Below are 15927 nucleotides of genomic sequence, written 5' to 3' on the forward strand. Positions count from 1 at the left end.
TCAGGCCCCGATCGCGCCCCCGTCGCGGACCACGCACACCACGGCCGGCCGGGGCAGGCTGGTGCCGCCGTCCGGCCAGTGTGAGGCGGGCTTGTCGGCGGAGGCGCCGTCCACCTCGCCGGGGTGTTGCACGGACACCAGCACGAACCGGTCGGTGACCACCGGCCCGCAGGTCTCCGCGCCCTTCGGCACCGTCAGGAACTGCTTGACGTGCCCGCGCTCGGGCCCGTCCAGTGGCACCGCGAACAGGCCGTCGTTGGACTTCAGCGCGTTGCCGTCGGTGGCGATCCAGAGGTTGCCGTGCGCGTCGAAGTCCAGGTTGTCCGGGCAGGAGATCGGGCTGACCTGCTTCTTGTCGAACCCGGCGAAGTAGGTGTCCGGCGCGGCCGGGTCGCCGCAGACCAGCAGCAGCGACCAGTCGAACGCGGTGCCGGTGGGGTCGTCGCCGCGCTCGGCCAGCTCCAGGATGTGGCCGTGCTTGTTGCCGCGCCGGGGGTTCGGCTCGTCCGCGCCCGCCTTGCCGGCCGCGCCCCGGTCGGTGTTGTTGGTCAGCGCCACGTACACCTTGCCGGTGCTGGGATGAGGCTGGACGTCCTCCGGGCGGTCCATCTTGGTGGCGCCCACCTTGTCGGCGGCCAGCCGGGTGAACACCAGCACCTCCTCGACACTCATCCCGGGCACCTTGCTGGTCCCGCCCTCGGCCAGCGGGACCCAGGTGCCCGAGCCCCGGAAGCCGCCGGCCGGGGCCGCGCCGCCGCCGTCGACCGTGCCGGGCGGGCTGGCGCCGGTCAGGGTGGCCACGTACAGCGTGCCGCTCTCCAGCAGCGTCTTGTTCTTCGCCCGGTCGTTCGGGTCGTACCGATCGCGGGAGACGAACTTGTACAGGTAGTCGAACCGCTCGTCGTCGCCCATGTACGCCACCGCGCGGCCGTCCGGGGCCAGCCGGATGTTGGCGCCCTCGTGCTTGAACCGGCCCAGCGCGGTGTGCTTGACCGGGGTGGAGGACGGCTCCAGCGGGTCGATTTCCACGATGTAGCCGTACCTGTTGACCTCGTTCGGCTCCTTGCCCACGTCCCAGCGCGGGTCGAACCGCTCCCACTTGGTCTCGGACTCGCCCGTGGTCACGCCGTAGCGCGTGAGCCGGGCGGCCGCCGCCGGGTCGGTCACCGAGGCGGCGTTCGCGAACAGGCTGTGGAAGTTCTCCTCGCCGGACAGGATGGTGCCCCACGGCGTCACCCCGCCGGAGCAGTTGCTGTGCGTGCCGAGCACCGTGCGGCCCTCCGGGTCGGCGCCGGTGCGCACGGGCGCCGAGCCGGCCGCCGGGCCGGTCAGCCGGAACGGGGTGAGCGCGGTGATCCGCCGGTTCAGCCGGTCGCCGGGCACCGCCTCCAGCGCGCCGGTCGCCGTGCGGTGGACCACCAGCACGCTGCCGCCCACGGCGTTCCAGCCGATCTTCACCTGCTCCTCGGTGGGGTTCTTCTCGTCGTACCCGGTGAACATGGCGAGCGGCGTGACGTACTCGTGGTTGCTCCACATGGCCCAGCGGTCGGGCCCCAGCGGCACCAGCCCGCAGAAGTCGTTGTTGAACCCGAACTGGCCGGCCTGCGCGGCGGCGGTCTGCTTGCCGAAGTCGAACGCCGGCGCGCCCGGCAGGATCGGGTCGCCCCAGCGCACCACGACCGAGCTGGTGTACCCGGCCGGGACGGTCACGGTGTCCGCGGTGTTCGGCGCCACCGGGGTGAAGGCCGTTCCGGGCGCGGGCGGGCCGGCCGGCGCACCACCCGAGCCGCCGCCTTCGGGACCGCCGCACGCCGCGAGCGCCGCACCGGAAGCGCCCACCAGGGTGAGCAGCGCGCCGGCCCGGAACACGTCGCGGCGGTTGACCAGCCCGAGGAAGGTCGGGTTCGCGCTGGTGTTCGGCGCCGGGTGCGCGCAGGCGGCGCCGCAGCGGTACCGGCAGGTGATGGCGGAACGGCCGAGGTGGCCGGCGCCGGCGTGTGGTGGTGGCATGCGGGCTCCATCGTTCGGGGCGGTCACGCGCCGAACCTCACCCGACCGGGGTGAGCGCCGGCCGTCCGGGACGTGAACCTCCGATGAACACCGTCCCCGGTCACTCCGGGAGCGAGCGGCGATCGTCTCGGTGGCGCAGCCGGTCGCGGTGGCGGCTCTTCTCCCCGTCTTCGCGGAACCCGCCGCTGACCAGCTTGGCCGCGATGGCGGCCGCCCAGATGGGCAGCACCACGCCGGGCCAGTAGTGGTGCCAGTCGAACCCGGAGGTCGCCGCCCAGATGCCGTTGGTGATCACCGCGCCGCCCAGCCAGCCTCGGCCCTGCCGGATCAGGTAGCTCCGGGCCGGGCTGGGCGCCTTCGGCGGGGCCTGTTCCGGCGGCGCGGCCGGGGCAGTGGCCGGCAGGTCGCTGGTGACCTTGGCCAGCTCGCCGTAGGTCAGCGAGCCGTAGGCGGCGCGCAGCCGCTCGTCGTACTCCAGCAGTGTGAGCCGGCCGTCGTCCAGCGCCTGGCGCAGCCGGTCGGCCACCTTTTGGCGGTCCGCGTCGCCGGCCCGGTGATGGTCCTGGGCAGGCTCCAGCGCGCCCTCGTCCGAACCATCGTCCCGAGCCATCACACCTCCGGGTCAGGGGAGTCCGCAACCAAGCGTAGAGCCGCCCGCGCAAGCGCCGCCCCGGATTCTCAGCCGGTGTTCACTATTGCTTGACAGACCACTGTCTATTTAATGTCACTTCACACGCAAGGGGGCGTTCATGGACGTCGACATCGGGAGCCGGCTGCGCGCCGAGCGGCAGCGCCATGGCCTGTCGCTGCGCGAGCTGGCCGAGCGGGTCGGCGTGTCGGCCAGCATGCTGTCCCAGGTCGAGACCGGGCGCAGCCAGGCCTCGGTGAGCACGCTCTACTCCCTGGTCAGCGAACTGGGGATCTCCCTGGACGACCTCTTCGCGCTCGGGCCCGGCCGGGCCGAGGTCGACTTCGGCCCGGTGCCGCCGCGCCGTAGCGAACCGGTGTTCAAGGCGAAGGATCGGGCGCGCATCGAGCTGGAGACCGGCGTGGTCTGGGAGCGGCTGGCCAACGTGGACCCGGACGTGCTGCAGTTCATGCAGGTCACCTATCCGCCGGGCGGCAGGTCCTCGCGGTCCGGGAGGTACTCCCAGCACGCCGGCCTGGACTGCGGCTACGTGCTCGCCGGCCGGCTGACCCTGCACCTGGGCTTCGACACCCACGTCCTCGAACCGGGCGACGTCACGCTGTTCGACGCCGCCGAGCCGCACCTGCTGGAGAACACGGGCACCGAGGACGCGCGCGCGATCTGGTTCATCTACCGAGGCGAGGAGGCCATCTGAGATGCGTGTGGGGTTCGTGGGGCTGGGACGGATGGGCGCGCCGATGGCCGCCAACCTGGCCCGCGCCGGGTACGACGTCATCGGCTACGACACGGTTGCGACAGAGGTCGCCGGCGTCCGGCCGGCCGCCGACCTCGACGAGCTGGCCGACACCGACCTGACGATCTCCATGCTGCCGAACGCCGAGGTGACGGCCGGCGTGCTGCGCCGGATCGTCCCCGGCACCGGCGCGGACCACATCCACGTGGCGATGGGCACGCTCGGTGTCGCCGGTGCCGCCGACGCGGCGGGGATCATGCACGGCGCCGGGCGGCGGTTCGCCGACGCGCCGGTCTCCGGCAGCGTGGCGCTGGCCGGTGACGCCCAGATCAGCACGATGGTCGGCGCCACCGACGAGGTGTACCGGGCGATCCGCCCGGCCCTGGCCGCCATGACCAAGGCGCAGGCCCACGTCGGCCCGCCCGGCGCCGGGTCCGCGCTCAAGCTCGCGGTGAACATCGTGATCGGCGCGAACAACCAGGCCATCGCGGAGGCGCTGGTGTTCGCCGAGGCGCACGGCATCGACCCGGCCACCGCCTACGACGTGCTGGAGACCAGCGCGGTGGCCTCGCCGTACCTGGGTTACAAGCGCGCGGAGTTCCTCGCCCCGGGCGCGAACCCGCCCACCGCGACCGTCTCGGTGATCGACAAGGACCTCGCGCTCGCGCTGGACGCCGGAGCCCGCTCGTCGGTGTTCCTGCCCGGCGCGGCCGCGGTGCGCCAGGTGCTGGTCGCGGCCGGCGCGGCCGGGCTCATCGAGGCGGACATGGCCAGGGTGATCGAGGTGCTGCGGCGGTTCTCCGGCCGGTAACCAGGCCCACGACGGAAGGGACGGTGCTGTCTCATGCCCGAACCACAAGGAAGGCGAATCCTCTTACAGGGTGGCGTGGTGGTCACCGCGGACGCGAGCCTTGGCGTGCTGCCCAGGGGCGACGTGCTCATCGACGGCTCGACGATCGCCGCCGTGGCCCCCGAGCTGCAACCGCCGCCCGGCCCGGAGCCCGAGGTGATCGACGTGGCCGGCCGGCTGGTCATCCCCGGGTTCGTCGACACCCACCGGCACACCTGGCAGTCGATCGTGCGCGGGTTCGCCGCGAACTGGACCCTCGGGCAGTACCTGGCCGGCATCCACGCCGGTGTGAGCCGGCACTTCCGGCCGGAGGACACCTACCTGGCCAACCTGCTCGGCGCGCTGGAGGCGCTGGACTCCGGGATCACCACGCTGCTGGACTGGTCGCACAACCTGTACACGCCCGAGCATGCCGACGCCGCCGTCCAGGCCCTGCGCGACTCGGGCCTCCGGGCGGTGTTCGCGCACGGCGGCGGCGCGCACGAATGGGGAGCGGTGCCGTCCGACGTGCCGCACACCGCCGACGTCCGTCGGGTCCGCGCCGAGCACTTCGCCTCCGACGACGGGCTGGTCACCATGGCGATCGCACTGCGCGGCCCGCAGTTCACCGTGCCCGAGGTGAACCGCCACGACTACGCGCTGGCCACCGACCTGGACCTGCCGATCACCGTGCACGTGGGTGACGGCGAGTGGGGCCGGCGCGGCCCGGTGCGCGGTATGGCCCGCGACGGCCTGCTCCGCGACCGCACCACCTACGTGCACTGCAACACCCTCGCCGACGACGAACTGCGCATGATCGCCGACTCCGGGGGCAGCGCCTCGGTGGCCCCGGACGTGGAGCTGGCCATGGGGCACGGCTGGCCGGCCACCCGCCGGCTGCTGGACGCCGGCATCCGCCCCAGCCTGTCCATCGACGTGTGCAGCCTCAACGGCGGCGACATGTTCGCCACCATGCGCACCACGATCGGCGTGCAGCGGGCGTTCGACAACGCGCGAGCGGCCGAGAACGGCAACGAACCGGAGCGCCTCGAGCTGACCTGCCGCGACGTGTTCGAGTTCGCCACCATCGACGGCGCCCGCGCCTGCGGCCTCGCCGACCGCGCCGGCTCGCTCACCCCGGGCAAGCAGGCCGACGTGGTGGTCCTGAACTCCGGCCTGGCCACATCTCCGCTGAACAACCCGCTCGGCGCGCTGGTCTACGCCGCGCACCCCGGCCTGGTCGACACCGTGTTCGTGGCCGGCCAGTGCCGCAAGCGCAACGGCGCCCTGGTCGGTGTGGACGTGCCGGCGCTGCTGTCCCGCGCCGAGCGCAGCCGCGACCACGTGATCGCCGCGTTCCCGGAGGCAACCCGCGAGACCGAGTGGTTCCCCGGAACCGTGCACGCACAGGAAGGATGACAGGTGACCGAAGACGAAAAGCAGGTCCGCGCCGCCGAGGACGCCCGCTACCGCGCACTCCTGGACGGAGACGTCGAAGCGCTGTCCGCGCTCCTGCACGAGCGGCTCAGCTACACCCACTCCACCGGCGGCCGGGACACCCGCGCCTCGCTGCTGGCCAAGATCACCGAAGGCCGCCTGGCATACCACCGGGTGGCACACCCCGTCGACGAGCTCACGGTGGTAGGCGACACGGCGATAGTGGTCGGCAAGATGATCGCCTCCATCGCCGTCGACGGCGCCGAGGTCGCGCTCGACAACGCCGTGCTCTCCGTCTGGGTCCGTACCCCCGCCACCTGGCGCCTGCTCGCCTTCCAACCCACGCCGCTGCGAAACGGTTGACAGCGATGTGAGCCTTCAACCATGAGGTGGCCCCGGCCCACGCACCCGAGGAGACATCATGGAGAACCGGCTCTATGACTACAGCCCCATCACCCAACGTGAGCCGATCAGGTGGCCGAACGGGGCCAAGGTCGCGTTCTACGTGGGCCTCAACATCGAACACTTCCACCTCGACAAGCCGTCGACCAGCATGTTCGACACCACCACGTCGCTGGTGCCGGACGCGCTGAACTACGGCTGGCGCGACTACGGCGTCCGGGTCGGGATCTGGCGGGTGATCGAGAGCATGGACGCGCGCGGCGTGCGTGCCAGCGCGCTGGTCAACTCCGAGGTCACCGAGCACTACCCACAGATCGTCGAGGCCGGCCGGGAGCGCGACTGGGCCTGGCTGGCCCACGGCCGCACCAACTCCGTGTTACACGCCAACCTGAACGAGCCCGAGGAGCGCGCCGAGCTCACCGACATCGTCACCACCATCGAGAAGGCGACCGGCACCAGGCCGCTCGGTTGGATGGGCCCGGCCCTGACCGAGACGCTGAACACCCCTCGGCTGCTCGCCGAGCTGGGCCTGCGGTACGTGCTGGACTGGACGAACGACGACCAGCCCTACCGGTTGAACCTCCCCGGCATGCTCAGCGTCCCGTACACCGTGGAGCTGAACGACCTGGGCATCTTCATGTCGAAGGCCCTCACCGGCCCGGAGTTCCTCCAGATGTTCACCGACCAGCTCGACCAACTGCACGCCGACGCCTCCCGCGCCGACAGCGGCCGGGTGATGGCGCTGGCCCTGCACCCGTTCGTGATCGGCCAGCCGTTCCGCGCCAAGTACCTCGACCTCGCGCTCGACTACGCCGCCGAACACCCCGGCGTCTGGCTCACCACCAGCGACGACATCGCCAAGCACTACCTGGAAACGACCCCGTGAGTGGCTAGGGCCGCTATGACGGCCCTAGCCACTCACGGCTTACGTCAGACCCGGCGGGCGTTGTGGAACGGCATCCGGGACAGCGGGCTGATCTTCACCACGTCACCGGTCTGCGGGGCGTGCAGCACCTGACCGTCGCCGACGTAGATGCCCACGTGGCTGACGGCCGAGTAGAAGAAGACCATGTCGCCGGGGCGCAGGTCGGCCTGGGACACGGGCTGGCCGAACGTGCTCTGCGTCTCGCTGGTGCGCGGGATGTTCACCCCGGCCTGGCGGAACGCCCACTGCATCAGCCCCGAGCAGTCGAAGCCGCCCTTGCCGGTGCCGCCCCAGACGTACGGGGTGCCCAGTGCGGTGCGCGCGGCGGCCAGCGCGGCCTCACCGGTGGTCGGGGGCGGGGGCGGCGGAGGCGGTGGAGGCGGCGGGGGCAGGATCACCGGCGGGTGCGGGCGGTAGGCGTGCACGATCCCGGCGCTCACGGGCAGGTCGGTCAGGCCCAGCGAGGTGGCCGCGGCGGCCGGCAGGGGAGCGGGTGCGACGGCGGGGCTGGCCAGCGGTGCCGGCGAGGACAGCCCGGCCGAGACCATGCTGAACAAAGCGGCGGCCAGGGTCGCGATCGCGACGGTGGCCCTGGCCAGCGGGGTGGCGGCGATCGGCGTGACCGACATGTCGCCCCGCTGGTCTCCGAGGGCCGTCGCGGTGGCCATCGAGTACACGAACTCCGTACTCCTTCGGTGCGCCCGTCGATCAACCAAGACCGATCGAGGCCGTCCGGTACCGCCGGAGGAAGTGGTTGGCGGCGGTCCGGCTCGGACCTCGGGACGCGCGGGCGGGGGATGTTCCCGCCCCTGAGCTGCGCGTCCGATCGACGGTGGCCAGGCGTGTCCGCCCGGGTGGGCGGCGCGTTGCCGCAAGGCCACGAAGAAGCTACGAACACGAATACAAAAGCGATATGACCGGAATCACATTTGAGAGTTATTGTTTCGTGATTGCACTCACCTGGCGTAACGAAACCATCTCGTTATAAGAAGTTTCCGGTTTAGAAATGGAGTTCTGACTACTCGCCGCGAATGAACGACTCCACCGCGTCGCGCGCCTCGGAGTCGGAGTACTGCTCCGGCGGGGACTTCATGAAGTAGCTGGACGCGGACAGCACCGGCCCGCCGATGCCCCGGTCGCGGGCGATCTTGGCCGCCCTGATCGCGTCGATGATGATGCCCGCGGAGTTCGGCGAGTCCCAGACCTCGAGCTTGTACTCCAGGTTCAGCGGCACGTCGCCGAACGCGCGGCCCTCCAGCCGCACGTAGGCCCACTTGCGGTCGTCCAGCCAGGACACGTAGTCCGACGGCCCGATGTGCACGTTGTCCTTGCCGATGTCCCCGGAGAGCTGGGAGGTGACCGACTGCGTCTTGGAGACCCGCTTGGACTCCAGCCGCTCCAGCTCCTTCATATTGAGAAAGTCCATGTTGCCGCCGACGTTGAGCTGCATGGTGCGGTCCAGCGCGACGCCGCGGTCCTCGAACAGCCTGGCCAGCACCCGGTGCGTGATGGTGGCCCCGACCTGAGACTTGATGTCGTCACCGATGATCGGCACGCCGGCCGCGCGGAACTTCTCCGCCCACTCCGGGTCCGAGGCGATGAACACCGGCAGCGCGTTCACGAAGGCCACGCCGGCGTCCAGCGCGCACTGCGCGTAGAACTTGTCGGCCTCCTCGCTGCCCACCGGCAGGTAGGACACCAGCACGTCGGCGCGCGCCTCGCGCAGCGCGGCCACCACGTCCACCGGCTCCTCGTCCGACTCGGTGATCGTCTCCCGGTAGAACCTGCCCAGCCCGTCCAGGGTCCGCCCGCGCTGCACGGTGACCCCGAGCGGCGGCACGTCAGCGATCTTGATGGTGTTGTTCTCCGAGGCGAAGATCGCCTCCGACAGGTCCCGGCCGACCTTCTTGGCGTCCACGTCGAACGCGGCGACGAACCGCACGTCACGCACGTGGTATCCGCCGAAGTCGACGTGCATCAGCCCGGGAACCCGGGACGCGGGGTCGGCATCGGCGTAGTACTGCACTCCCTGCACCAGCGACGTGGCGCAGTTGCCCACGCCGACAACGGCGACCCGTACCTCTCGTACCGCACGGTCGGGTGAGTTCACGGCCCGGTCCTCCTCAGGGGTCTGTTGTGGTGTCCCGCTGCTCGCGGGCGATCAGCTCGTTGAGCCAGCGGACCTCTCGCTCGCTGGCGTCCAGGCCGAGCCGGTGCAGATCGCGGGTGTACCTGTCGATCTGCTCGCCGGCCCTGGCCAGCGCGGCGCGCAACCCTTCGCGGCGCTCCTCCACGCGGCGCCTGCGGCCCTCCAGGATGCGCATCCGGGTGTCGGCCGGGGTCCGGGAGAAGAACGTCATGTGGATGCCGAAGCCGTCGTCCTCCCAGGTCTCCGGGCCGGCGTCGGCCAGCATCTCGGCGAAGCGCTCCTTGCCCTCGGCGGTGAGGTGGTACACCCGGCGGCGGCTGCGCCGGGGCCAGGCCAGGGCCGGCTCGGTGCCCGGCTCCCGGCTCGGCTCGGTCTGCTCGACGATGAGGCCGGCGCGCAGCAACCTGCGCAGCGCCGGGTACAGCGAGCCGTAGGAGAACGCCCGGAAGCCGCCCAGGCGGGCGCCGAGCTGCTTGCGTAGCTCGTACCCGTGCATCGGGGCCTCGTGCAGCAGGCCCAGCACCGCGAAGTCGAGCAACGCCGTCCTCCTCTCGGCTCTCGGCGGGCACGCGAGAATGGTGTGTCCCAGTGTATCGGTTCGATACATCCGCGCGAGCCGTTGTGGCTTCAGAGGTGGCGTGCGTCACCTGCGACGGGGCGGATCCGAGCGGCCCGAGAGGCCGATCCGAGGCTTCCGCGTACCCTGGTCGGGTGCGCAGACCCCGAGAGATCGTTGACTATGCGTTGCGACGTCGATCGTTGCTCGCGGATGTCTACGCCGGTCGGGTCGGTATCGCGGAGGTCTGCGACGCCAGCCCGTACCTGCTGCGCGCGGCCCGCTTCCACGGCGAATCGTCCGAGGTGACCTGCCCGGTCTGTCGCAAGGAGCGGCTCACCGAGGTCTCCTGGGTGTTCGGCGAGGGGCTCAAGCACCTGTCCGGCTCGGCCCGTACTCCCCAGGAGCTGGACCGGATGGACGGCGCCCAGGTGGAGTTCTCGGTCTACGTGGTGGAGGTCTGCCGAAGCTGCGGTTGGAACCATCTGGTTCAGTCGTATGTACTGGGCACCCCCGAGGTACCGGGTCCGAGAGCGAGAAGAAGGACCGCCGGCCAATGACCGGCTCGGACCGCCAACCGATCGTGAAACGCCATCGAGATCCAGAGCGACGACATACAAGACCTGGTACGACCGGTCGCCGCTGAACGGAGTCGACGTGAACGACCAGCGCGATCCCCGAGGACGGGGCGAACCGGCCGGTCGGCCGATGCCGCCCGGCGGCCGGCAACAACCGCCCGGTGCGCCGAGGCGGGTGGGCGGGCCGCCGCCCGGTGCGCGCGTGGGCCCACGGCGTTTCGACAGGGGTCAGGGGACCGGTCCGGTCAGCGGCGGTGAGCCGGATCTGCTCACCCACTATCAGGACGGCCCGGGAGCCCAACCCGGCCAGGGCGGCCCGCCGCCGGGTCGTGGCCAGCAACCGACCCGGATCGGCCCGCCCCCGATGCCGCCGCCCGGGCCCCGAGGACCGGACGGCGCCGACGCACCACCCGGTTCGGTGCCACCCGGTTCGGTGCCACCCCGGCGCGGCGATGGCGGCGGGGACGGTGGCGATGGCGATGATGGCGGGATGCCGCGCAAGACCTCCGGCTGGCGGCGGTTCCGTCGGGTAGCCCTGGTCCTGGTCGTGCTCGGCGTGTTCGCCCCGATCCTGGCGTTCGCCATCGGGTGGATCGCCTTCGACGTGCCCACCCCGGAGGACCTCGCCACCAGCCAGGTGGCCACCGTCAGCTACTCCAACGGCGACGAGCTGACCAAGATCGCTCCGAGCGGCAACGTGAACCGGACCAAGGTCCCCCTGAAGGAGGTGCCGCTCGAGGTGCAGCACGCGGTGCTGGCCGCCGAGGACAGGACCTTCTACACCAACCTGGGCTTCGACCCGGTCGGGATCCTGCGCGCGGCCTGGAACCAGGTCAACGGCGTGGCCGGCGGTGGGTCCACCATCACCCAGCAGTACGTCAAGATCACCACGGGCCAGGACCAGTACTCGCTGTTCCGCAAGTTCAAGGAGATCGTGCTGGCCGCGAAGATCTCCAAGGAGAAGAACAAGGACCAGATCCTCGAGGACTACCTCAACACGATCTACCTGGGCAGGGGCGCCTACGGCATCCAGGCCGCGGCCAAGGCCTACTTCAACGTCGACTCCAAGCAGTTGACCCCCGCGCAGGGCGCCCTGATCGCGGGGATGATCCAGTCGCCGTCCCGCTGGGACCCGGAGAAGAACCCGACGAAGGCCCGCGAGCGGTGGAACTTCGTGATGGACGGCATGGTCAGCCAGGGCTGGATGAACAAGGCCGAGCGGGAGGCCGCCACGTTCCCGACCGCCGTCAAGCCGACCGCGGCGACCCTGGGCATGCCGACCGACGCCCGCGGCCACATCTACTCCCAGATCAAGGCGGAGCTGGAGGCCAAGGGGATCACCGAGGCCCAGCTGAACCAGGACGGCCTGAAGATCTCCACCACGATCGACCCGGTGCTGCAGAAGCAGGCGCAGCAGACCGCCGAGAAGATCATGAAGCAGAACCCGAAGAACCTGCGGTCCTCGCTGGTCGCCATCGACCCGCGCGACGGCGGGATCCGGGCCTACTACGGCGGGGACAACGGGCTGGGGCTGGACTACGCCTCCCAGGTGCTCAAGCAGCCGGGCTCCGCGTTCAAGCCGTTCGCGATGGCCGCGGCGCTGCGGCAGAACCCGCCGATCGGGCTGGGCAAGCGCTTCGACGGGTCGTCACCGCAGACCATCGCCGGCCAGACAGTGGCCAACTCCGAGGGTGAGAACTGCGACGACTGCTCGCTCAAGACGGCCATGACGAAGTCCATCAACACCGTCTTCTACAACCTGGTCGTGCAGATCGGGCCGGAGGCGGTGGCCAAGGCGGCGCACGATGCCGGCATCCCGAACAACCTGCTGGCCAACCCGAACGCCGGCATCGCGCTCGGCGACAAGGAGGTGCACACCGTCGACATGGCCTCGGCGTTCGCCACCTTCGCCGCCGAAGGCCTCTACCGTGCCCCGCACATGATCACGAGGGTCACCACGGCGGAAGGCAATGTGATCTACGACGGCACCATCGACCCCGGCGAGCAGCGGATCGACCAGCAGGTGGCCCGCAACGTCACCGAGTCCATGATGGACGTGGCCAGCCACAGCCGGATCGGGCTGACCGACGGCCGCGCGGTGGCGTCCAAGACCGGCACCGTGCAGAGCCGGATCCAGGGCCAGAACAACGACGCCTGGATGGTCGGCTACACCCCGAGCCTGTCCACGGCGGTCTGGGTCGGCACGGACGACAACTCGCCGATCAAGACATCGGGTGGCACGCCGATCTACGGCCGGATGGTGCCCGGCTCGATCTGGCAGGGATTCATGAACACCGCGCTGCGCGGCAAGCCGAAGGAGCAGTTCTCCAAGTTCACCCCGCTGGGCACCCCGCCGGACGACAGCGACGCCACCGCCAGCGAGAGCGCGAGCTGTGACGAGGACGAGGAGGACTGCGACCGGCGCCGCAAGCGCCATCGCGGCGACAGTGAGAACGGCGAGGCCGCGTGCGACTTCGTGGCCTGCGATGATGACGGCAACCCGATCGGAAGGCGCCGAGGCGGCAGCGGCAGCGGCCGCGACTCCGGCGACGACAACTAGCCGAGCGGCCTCGGACGACAGGACGGGGACGACAGGACGGAGACGACCAGGTAGTGCGCCCGGACGTGGTGAAGCCGGACGGCCTGGGCTCGGAACCGGTGGGTTCGGATGCGAGCGGCCCTGAGCCGAGGCCGGCGGCGCGGGTGGTGCCGTCCTGGACCGAGCCGGTAGCGACCGCCGCCAGCACGTTCATCGGCGGCCCGCTCGGCCGGCACGCGGTGGTAGGGCGCTCCTGGTTCTGGACGCCGCTGCGGGTGGTGCTGCTCGCGACGGTGCTCACCCTGGCGGCGGGGTGGCTGGTCAAGGCGCCCTGCATCCAGCAGTACCCGGGCCCGGACGGCGGGCTCACGCTGGACTGGCAGGCCGGCCGGCAGTACGTGGCGATGTGCTACTCGGACATCATCACGCTCTACGGCGACCACCGGCTGGCCGGCGGCGAGCTGCCGTACAAGACGCACTGGGAGACGCCGGACGAGGGCTCGCCGACGCCGAGGACGCACTACATGGACTACCCGGTGGTGACCGGGTTCTTCCTGTGGGCCACCGCGCGCCTGACCGTCCGCTACGAGGCGCTCGCCGCCCAGTTCGGGCTGCCCTCGGGCCTGCAGGAGGTGCTGTACTTCGACATCACCGCCGGGCTCCTGGCCATCGCCTGGCTGGTGGTGGTGTGGGCGGTGCGCCGGATGCGGCCGATGCGGCCGTGGGACGCCGTGCTGGTGGCGATCTCACCGCTGGCGCTGCTGCACGTGTTCACCGGGACGGACGCGCTCGCCGTCGCGGCCGTGACCGGCGGGATGTACGCCTACGCCCGGGGCCGGCCGGGGTGGGCGGGGGCACTGCTCGGGCTGGCCACCGCGACCAAGCTGTACGCGGCGCTGCTGTTCGTACCGCTGATGTTGCTGTGGTGGCGGCGTCGCCGGCGGGAGGGCCGCGCCGGGCCGGAGCCCAGGATGCTCGCGATCGGCGCCGGAACCTGGCTGGCGGTCAACGCGCCGGTCATGTGGTTCTACACGGCCGGCTGGCTGGAGTTCATCCGCACCGGCCTGCGCGCCGCGGCCGCCCCGGACTCGCTGTACTTCGTGCTCAGCTACCTGGCCGGCTGGTCGGGCCTGGACGGCCGCGCCGGCCCCGGCCAGGCCCCGGTGCCGCTCAACCTGGTGGTGCTGGCCCTGTTCGTGGCCTGCTGCGTGGGGCTGGCGGTGCTGGTGTGGCGCGCGCCGCGACAGCCCCGGCTGGCCAGCCTGGCGTTTCTGATCGTGGCCGCCGCGCTGTTGGTCAACAAGTCGTGGAGCCCGCAGTTCTCGCTGTGGCTGGTGCCGCTGGCGGTGCTGGCGCTGCCGAGGTGGCGGCTGTTGCTGGCCTGGATGACGATCGACGCGCTGATCTGGGTGCCCCGGATGTTCTACTACCTCGGGGTGGAGAACAAGGGGCTGCCGGCCGAGCACTTCCTGGTCGCCGTGTTGATCCGAGACGCGGTGGTGGTGTTGCTCATGGTTCTCGTGGTGCGGTCGGTGCTTGCGCCTTCATCACGGAGCCTGGCCGAACCAGTGCTGGAGGGCGGCGCGCAGCGCTCCGGCGGGTGAGGGGTGGTCGGGGCCGCTGGCCCAGGCCACCACGCCGTCCGGGCGGATGAGCGTGGCGTCCAGGTCGGGCCGTTCGATCGCGGTGGTCGGTATGGCGGTGACTCGGCCCGTCTCGGGGGCGGGGTCGTCGGCCGGGTGCAGGAGTAGCGGGCGGGCGGACTCGGCCAGTTCGTACAGGGTGGTCCTCCGGTCGGCGGTGGGGGTACGGACGGTCACCGTCAGGTTCGGGCAGTGCTGGCCCAGGAGGGGGTGGGCGCCGGCGTACGGCATGGGGTAGCGGACGTGCAGGCCGGTCATCATCTCGGCGAAGTAGGCGTTAGCCTGCGGCAGGTCCATGAGGTCGGACACGACGTCGCGCAGCGCGTCGGTGTGCGGGCCGGGCATCATCAGCGCGGACTGGGCCCGGGTGTTGCGCAGCACGGCGGCGCCCACCGGGTGGCGTTCGGTGGTGTAGCTGTCCAGCAGGCCGCCCGGTGCCCCGGCCGCTAGCTTCCAGCCCAGGTTCACCGCGTCCATCAGCCCGAGGTTGAGCCCCTGGCCGCCGTTGGGTGAGTGCACGTGCGCGGCGTCGCCGGCCAGCAGCACGCGGCCGATCCGGTACGTCTCGGCCTGCCGGGCGTGGTCGAGGAACCGCCTCCCCTCGCGCAGGGCGGTAATGGTGACGTCCCCGCCGCTGACCCGGCGCACGCTCTCGGTGAGCTCGTCGGCGGTCAGCGGCGCGCGGCCGTCCTCGGCCTCGGGGAAGTCCCCGAACTCGATGGTGCCCAGCAGCGGGCCGGCTCCGTGCAGCAGCGCCCCGTTCCGCAGCCGTCCGGCGGGAGGCAGTCGGCTGGCGTCGGCCAGTTCCACCTCGGCCGCCCTCGTGATCATGAAAGGCTCGGTGCCCGGGAAGGTGAAACCGGCCAGCTTGCGCACGGTCGAGCGGCCGCCGTCGCAGCCGACCAGGTAGCCGGCGGTGATCCGGCGCTCGCCGCTCGGGGTGTCCGCGGTGGCGGTGACCCGGTCGTCGTCCTGGACCAGCCCGGTCAGCGCGTGTTCGGGGAGCACCTGGATCCCGAGCCCGGCCACGTACTTGCGCAGCAACCGCTCGAGGTCGGGCTGCCAGATCAGCGAGCGTTCCCGGCCAGGCTCGTCCGCCGGCACCAGGTCGATCTTGTGGATGTGCGCGAAGTGGCCCTTGTCGCTGCCGTGGTCACGCCGCAGGTCGGCCAGGCCGGCCTCGTGGTACTCGGCGAGCTGGCCGGCCAGGCCTCGGCGGCGCAGTGCCTCGGCGGCCAGCGGGCCGATGCCGCGCGACTTGCGGTCCGGGTTCGGCTCGGCCAGCCGCTCGATCACCAGCGGCTGGGCGCCGGCCAGCTTCAGCTCGGCGGCCAGCACCAGCCCGACCGGGCCGGCGCCCACCACCAGGACGTCCGCTTCCATGTCACCTTCTCTCGGTTGCTAAGACTGAACCGTCTAGTCTCGACTCCGAAATGCGAGACTAGACGGAACCGTTCCGTCTAGCCACCGATAAACT

14 protein-coding genes are annotated in these 15927 nt (G+C 71.2%); 8 read left to right on the forward strand and 6 right to left on the reverse strand.

Translation table 11 applies throughout. The features are described from left to right. Both N912_RS0123510 and N912_RS0123515 read right to left on the reverse strand, forming a co-directional pair. On the reverse strand, positions 1–2010 hold the full coding sequence (locus N912_RS0123510) for a PhoX family protein (protein ID WP_028924313.1): 2010 nt from the start codon (positions 2008–2010) through the stop codon (positions 1–3). A 100-nt stretch (positions 2011–2110) separates the two neighbouring features. Further along, positions 2111–2620 carry a DUF1707 SHOCT-like domain-containing protein gene (locus tag N912_RS0123515; RefSeq protein ID WP_051580679.1) on the reverse strand — a complete coding sequence of 170 codons (510 nt, stop codon included), beginning with the start codon at positions 2618–2620 and terminating at the stop codon, positions 2111–2113. 139 nt (positions 2621–2759) lie between these two features. On the opposite strand from N912_RS0123515, the gene N912_RS0123520 reads away from it, so the two are divergent. Genes N912_RS0123520 through N912_RS0123540 form a run of 5 tightly spaced genes read left to right on the forward strand, consistent with a single transcriptional unit; the run spans position 2760 to position 6946 of the window. Beyond that, positions 2760–3353, forward strand: a complete 594-nt coding sequence (locus N912_RS0123520) for a helix-turn-helix domain-containing protein (RefSeq protein ID WP_028924315.1) — start codon at positions 2760–2762, stop codon at positions 3351–3353. A 1-nt stretch (position 3354) separates the two neighbouring features. Further along, a complete protein-coding gene (locus N912_RS0123525) occupies positions 3355–4203 on the forward strand; it encodes an NAD(P)-dependent oxidoreductase (RefSeq protein WP_028924316.1) in 849 nt (282 codons plus the stop codon). Between the two features lie 33 nt (positions 4204–4236). Beyond that, on the forward strand, positions 4237–5640 hold the full coding sequence (locus N912_RS54160; RefSeq protein ID WP_064745369.1) for an amidohydrolase family protein: 1404 nt from the start codon (positions 4237–4239) through the stop codon (positions 5638–5640). 3 nt (positions 5641–5643) lie between these two features. Then, the gene (locus N912_RS0123535) at positions 5644–6021 is read left to right on the forward strand and encodes a nuclear transport factor 2 family protein (protein ID WP_028924317.1); all 378 of its coding nucleotides are present in this window, start codon (positions 5644–5646) and stop codon (positions 6019–6021) included. A gap of 58 nt (positions 6022–6079) precedes the next feature. Further along, positions 6080–6946: a polysaccharide deacetylase family protein gene (locus N912_RS0123540; protein ID WP_028924318.1), complete on the forward strand. Its 867-nt coding sequence runs from the start codon at positions 6080–6082 to the stop codon at positions 6944–6946. A 44-nt stretch (positions 6947–6990) separates the two neighbouring features. On the opposite strand, the gene N912_RS66800 is transcribed toward N912_RS0123540, so the two are convergent. The 3 genes from N912_RS66800 to N912_RS0123555 all read right to left on the reverse strand — a co-directional run bounded on the left by N912_RS66800 (position 6991) and on the right by N912_RS0123555 (position 9672). Beyond that, the gene (locus N912_RS66800; RefSeq protein WP_084211195.1) at positions 6991–7653 is read right to left on the reverse strand and encodes an NlpC/P60 family protein; all 663 of its coding nucleotides are present in this window, start codon (positions 7651–7653) and stop codon (positions 6991–6993) included. 350 nt (positions 7654–8003) lie between these two features. Next, on the reverse strand, positions 8004–9095 hold the full coding sequence (locus tag N912_RS0123550; protein ID WP_028924320.1) for an inositol-3-phosphate synthase: 1092 nt from the start codon (positions 9093–9095) through the stop codon (positions 8004–8006). A 13-nt stretch (positions 9096–9108) separates the two neighbouring features. Continuing rightward, positions 9109–9672, reverse strand: coding sequence for a PadR family transcriptional regulator (locus N912_RS0123555; RefSeq protein WP_028924321.1), 564 nt, complete (start codon positions 9670–9672; stop codon positions 9109–9111). 173 nt (positions 9673–9845) lie between these two features. On the opposite strand from N912_RS0123555, the gene N912_RS0123560 reads away from it, so the two are divergent. The 3 genes from N912_RS0123560 to N912_RS54170 all read left to right on the forward strand — a co-directional run bounded on the left by N912_RS0123560 (position 9846) and on the right by N912_RS54170 (position 14411). Continuing rightward, positions 9846–10250: a DUF5318 family protein gene (locus tag N912_RS0123560; protein WP_211261363.1), complete on the forward strand. Its 405-nt coding sequence runs from the start codon at positions 9846–9848 to the stop codon at positions 10248–10250. Between the two features lie 508 nt (positions 10251–10758). After that, positions 10759–12828, forward strand: a complete 2070-nt coding sequence (locus N912_RS54165; protein ID WP_051580681.1) for a transglycosylase domain-containing protein — start codon at positions 10759–10761, stop codon at positions 12826–12828. A 53-nt stretch (positions 12829–12881) separates the two neighbouring features. After that, positions 12882–14411 carry a glycosyltransferase family 87 protein gene (locus tag N912_RS54170; RefSeq protein WP_051580682.1) on the forward strand — a complete coding sequence of 510 codons (1530 nt, stop codon included), beginning with the start codon at positions 12882–12884 and terminating at the stop codon, positions 14409–14411. Here N912_RS54170 and N912_RS0123575 read toward each other — a convergent pair. Beyond that, positions 14355–15833, reverse strand: a complete 1479-nt coding sequence (locus N912_RS0123575; protein WP_028924323.1) for an FAD-dependent monooxygenase — start codon at positions 15831–15833, stop codon at positions 14355–14357. The genes N912_RS54170 and N912_RS0123575 overlap by 57 nt on opposite strands. Positions 15834–15927: the final 94 nt, after the last annotated feature.

This window comes from Actinospineispora acaciae DSM 45401 (assembly GCF_000620785.1).
Lineage (GTDB): Bacteria > Actinomycetota > Actinomycetes > Mycobacteriales > Pseudonocardiaceae > Pseudonocardia > Pseudonocardia acaciae.

Bases quoted from the DNA above. Each gene is read 5' to 3' on its own strand.
- N912_RS0123520 (WP_028924315.1), top strand. From the start codon at position 2,760: ATGGACGTCGACATCGGGAGCCGGCTGCGCGCCGAGCGGCAGCGCCAT.
- N912_RS66800 (WP_084211195.1), bottom strand. From the start codon at position 7,653: ATGGCCACCGCGACGGCCCTCGGAGACCAGCGGGGCGACATGTCGGTC.
- N912_RS0123515 (WP_051580679.1), bottom strand. From the start codon at position 2,620: ATGGCTCGGGACGATGGTTCGGACGAGGGCGCGCTGGAGCCTGCCCAG.
- N912_RS0123525 (WP_028924316.1), top strand. From the start codon at position 3,355: ATGCGTGTGGGGTTCGTGGGGCTGGGACGGATGGGCGCGCCGATGGCC.
- N912_RS0123540 (WP_028924318.1), top strand. From the start codon at position 6,080: ATGGAGAACCGGCTCTATGACTACAGCCCCATCACCCAACGTGAGCCG.
- N912_RS0123575 (WP_028924323.1), bottom strand. From the start codon at position 15,833: ATGGAAGCGGACGTCCTGGTGGTGGGCGCCGGCCCGGTCGGGCTGGTG.
- N912_RS54160 (WP_064745369.1), top strand. From the start codon at position 4,237: ATGCCCGAACCACAAGGAAGGCGAATCCTCTTACAGGGTGGCGTGGTG.
- N912_RS0123510 (WP_028924313.1), bottom strand. From the start codon at position 2,010: ATGCCACCACCACACGCCGGCGCCGGCCACCTCGGCCGTTCCGCCATC.
- N912_RS54165 (WP_051580681.1), top strand. From the start codon at position 10,759: ATGCCGCGCAAGACCTCCGGCTGGCGGCGGTTCCGTCGGGTAGCCCTG.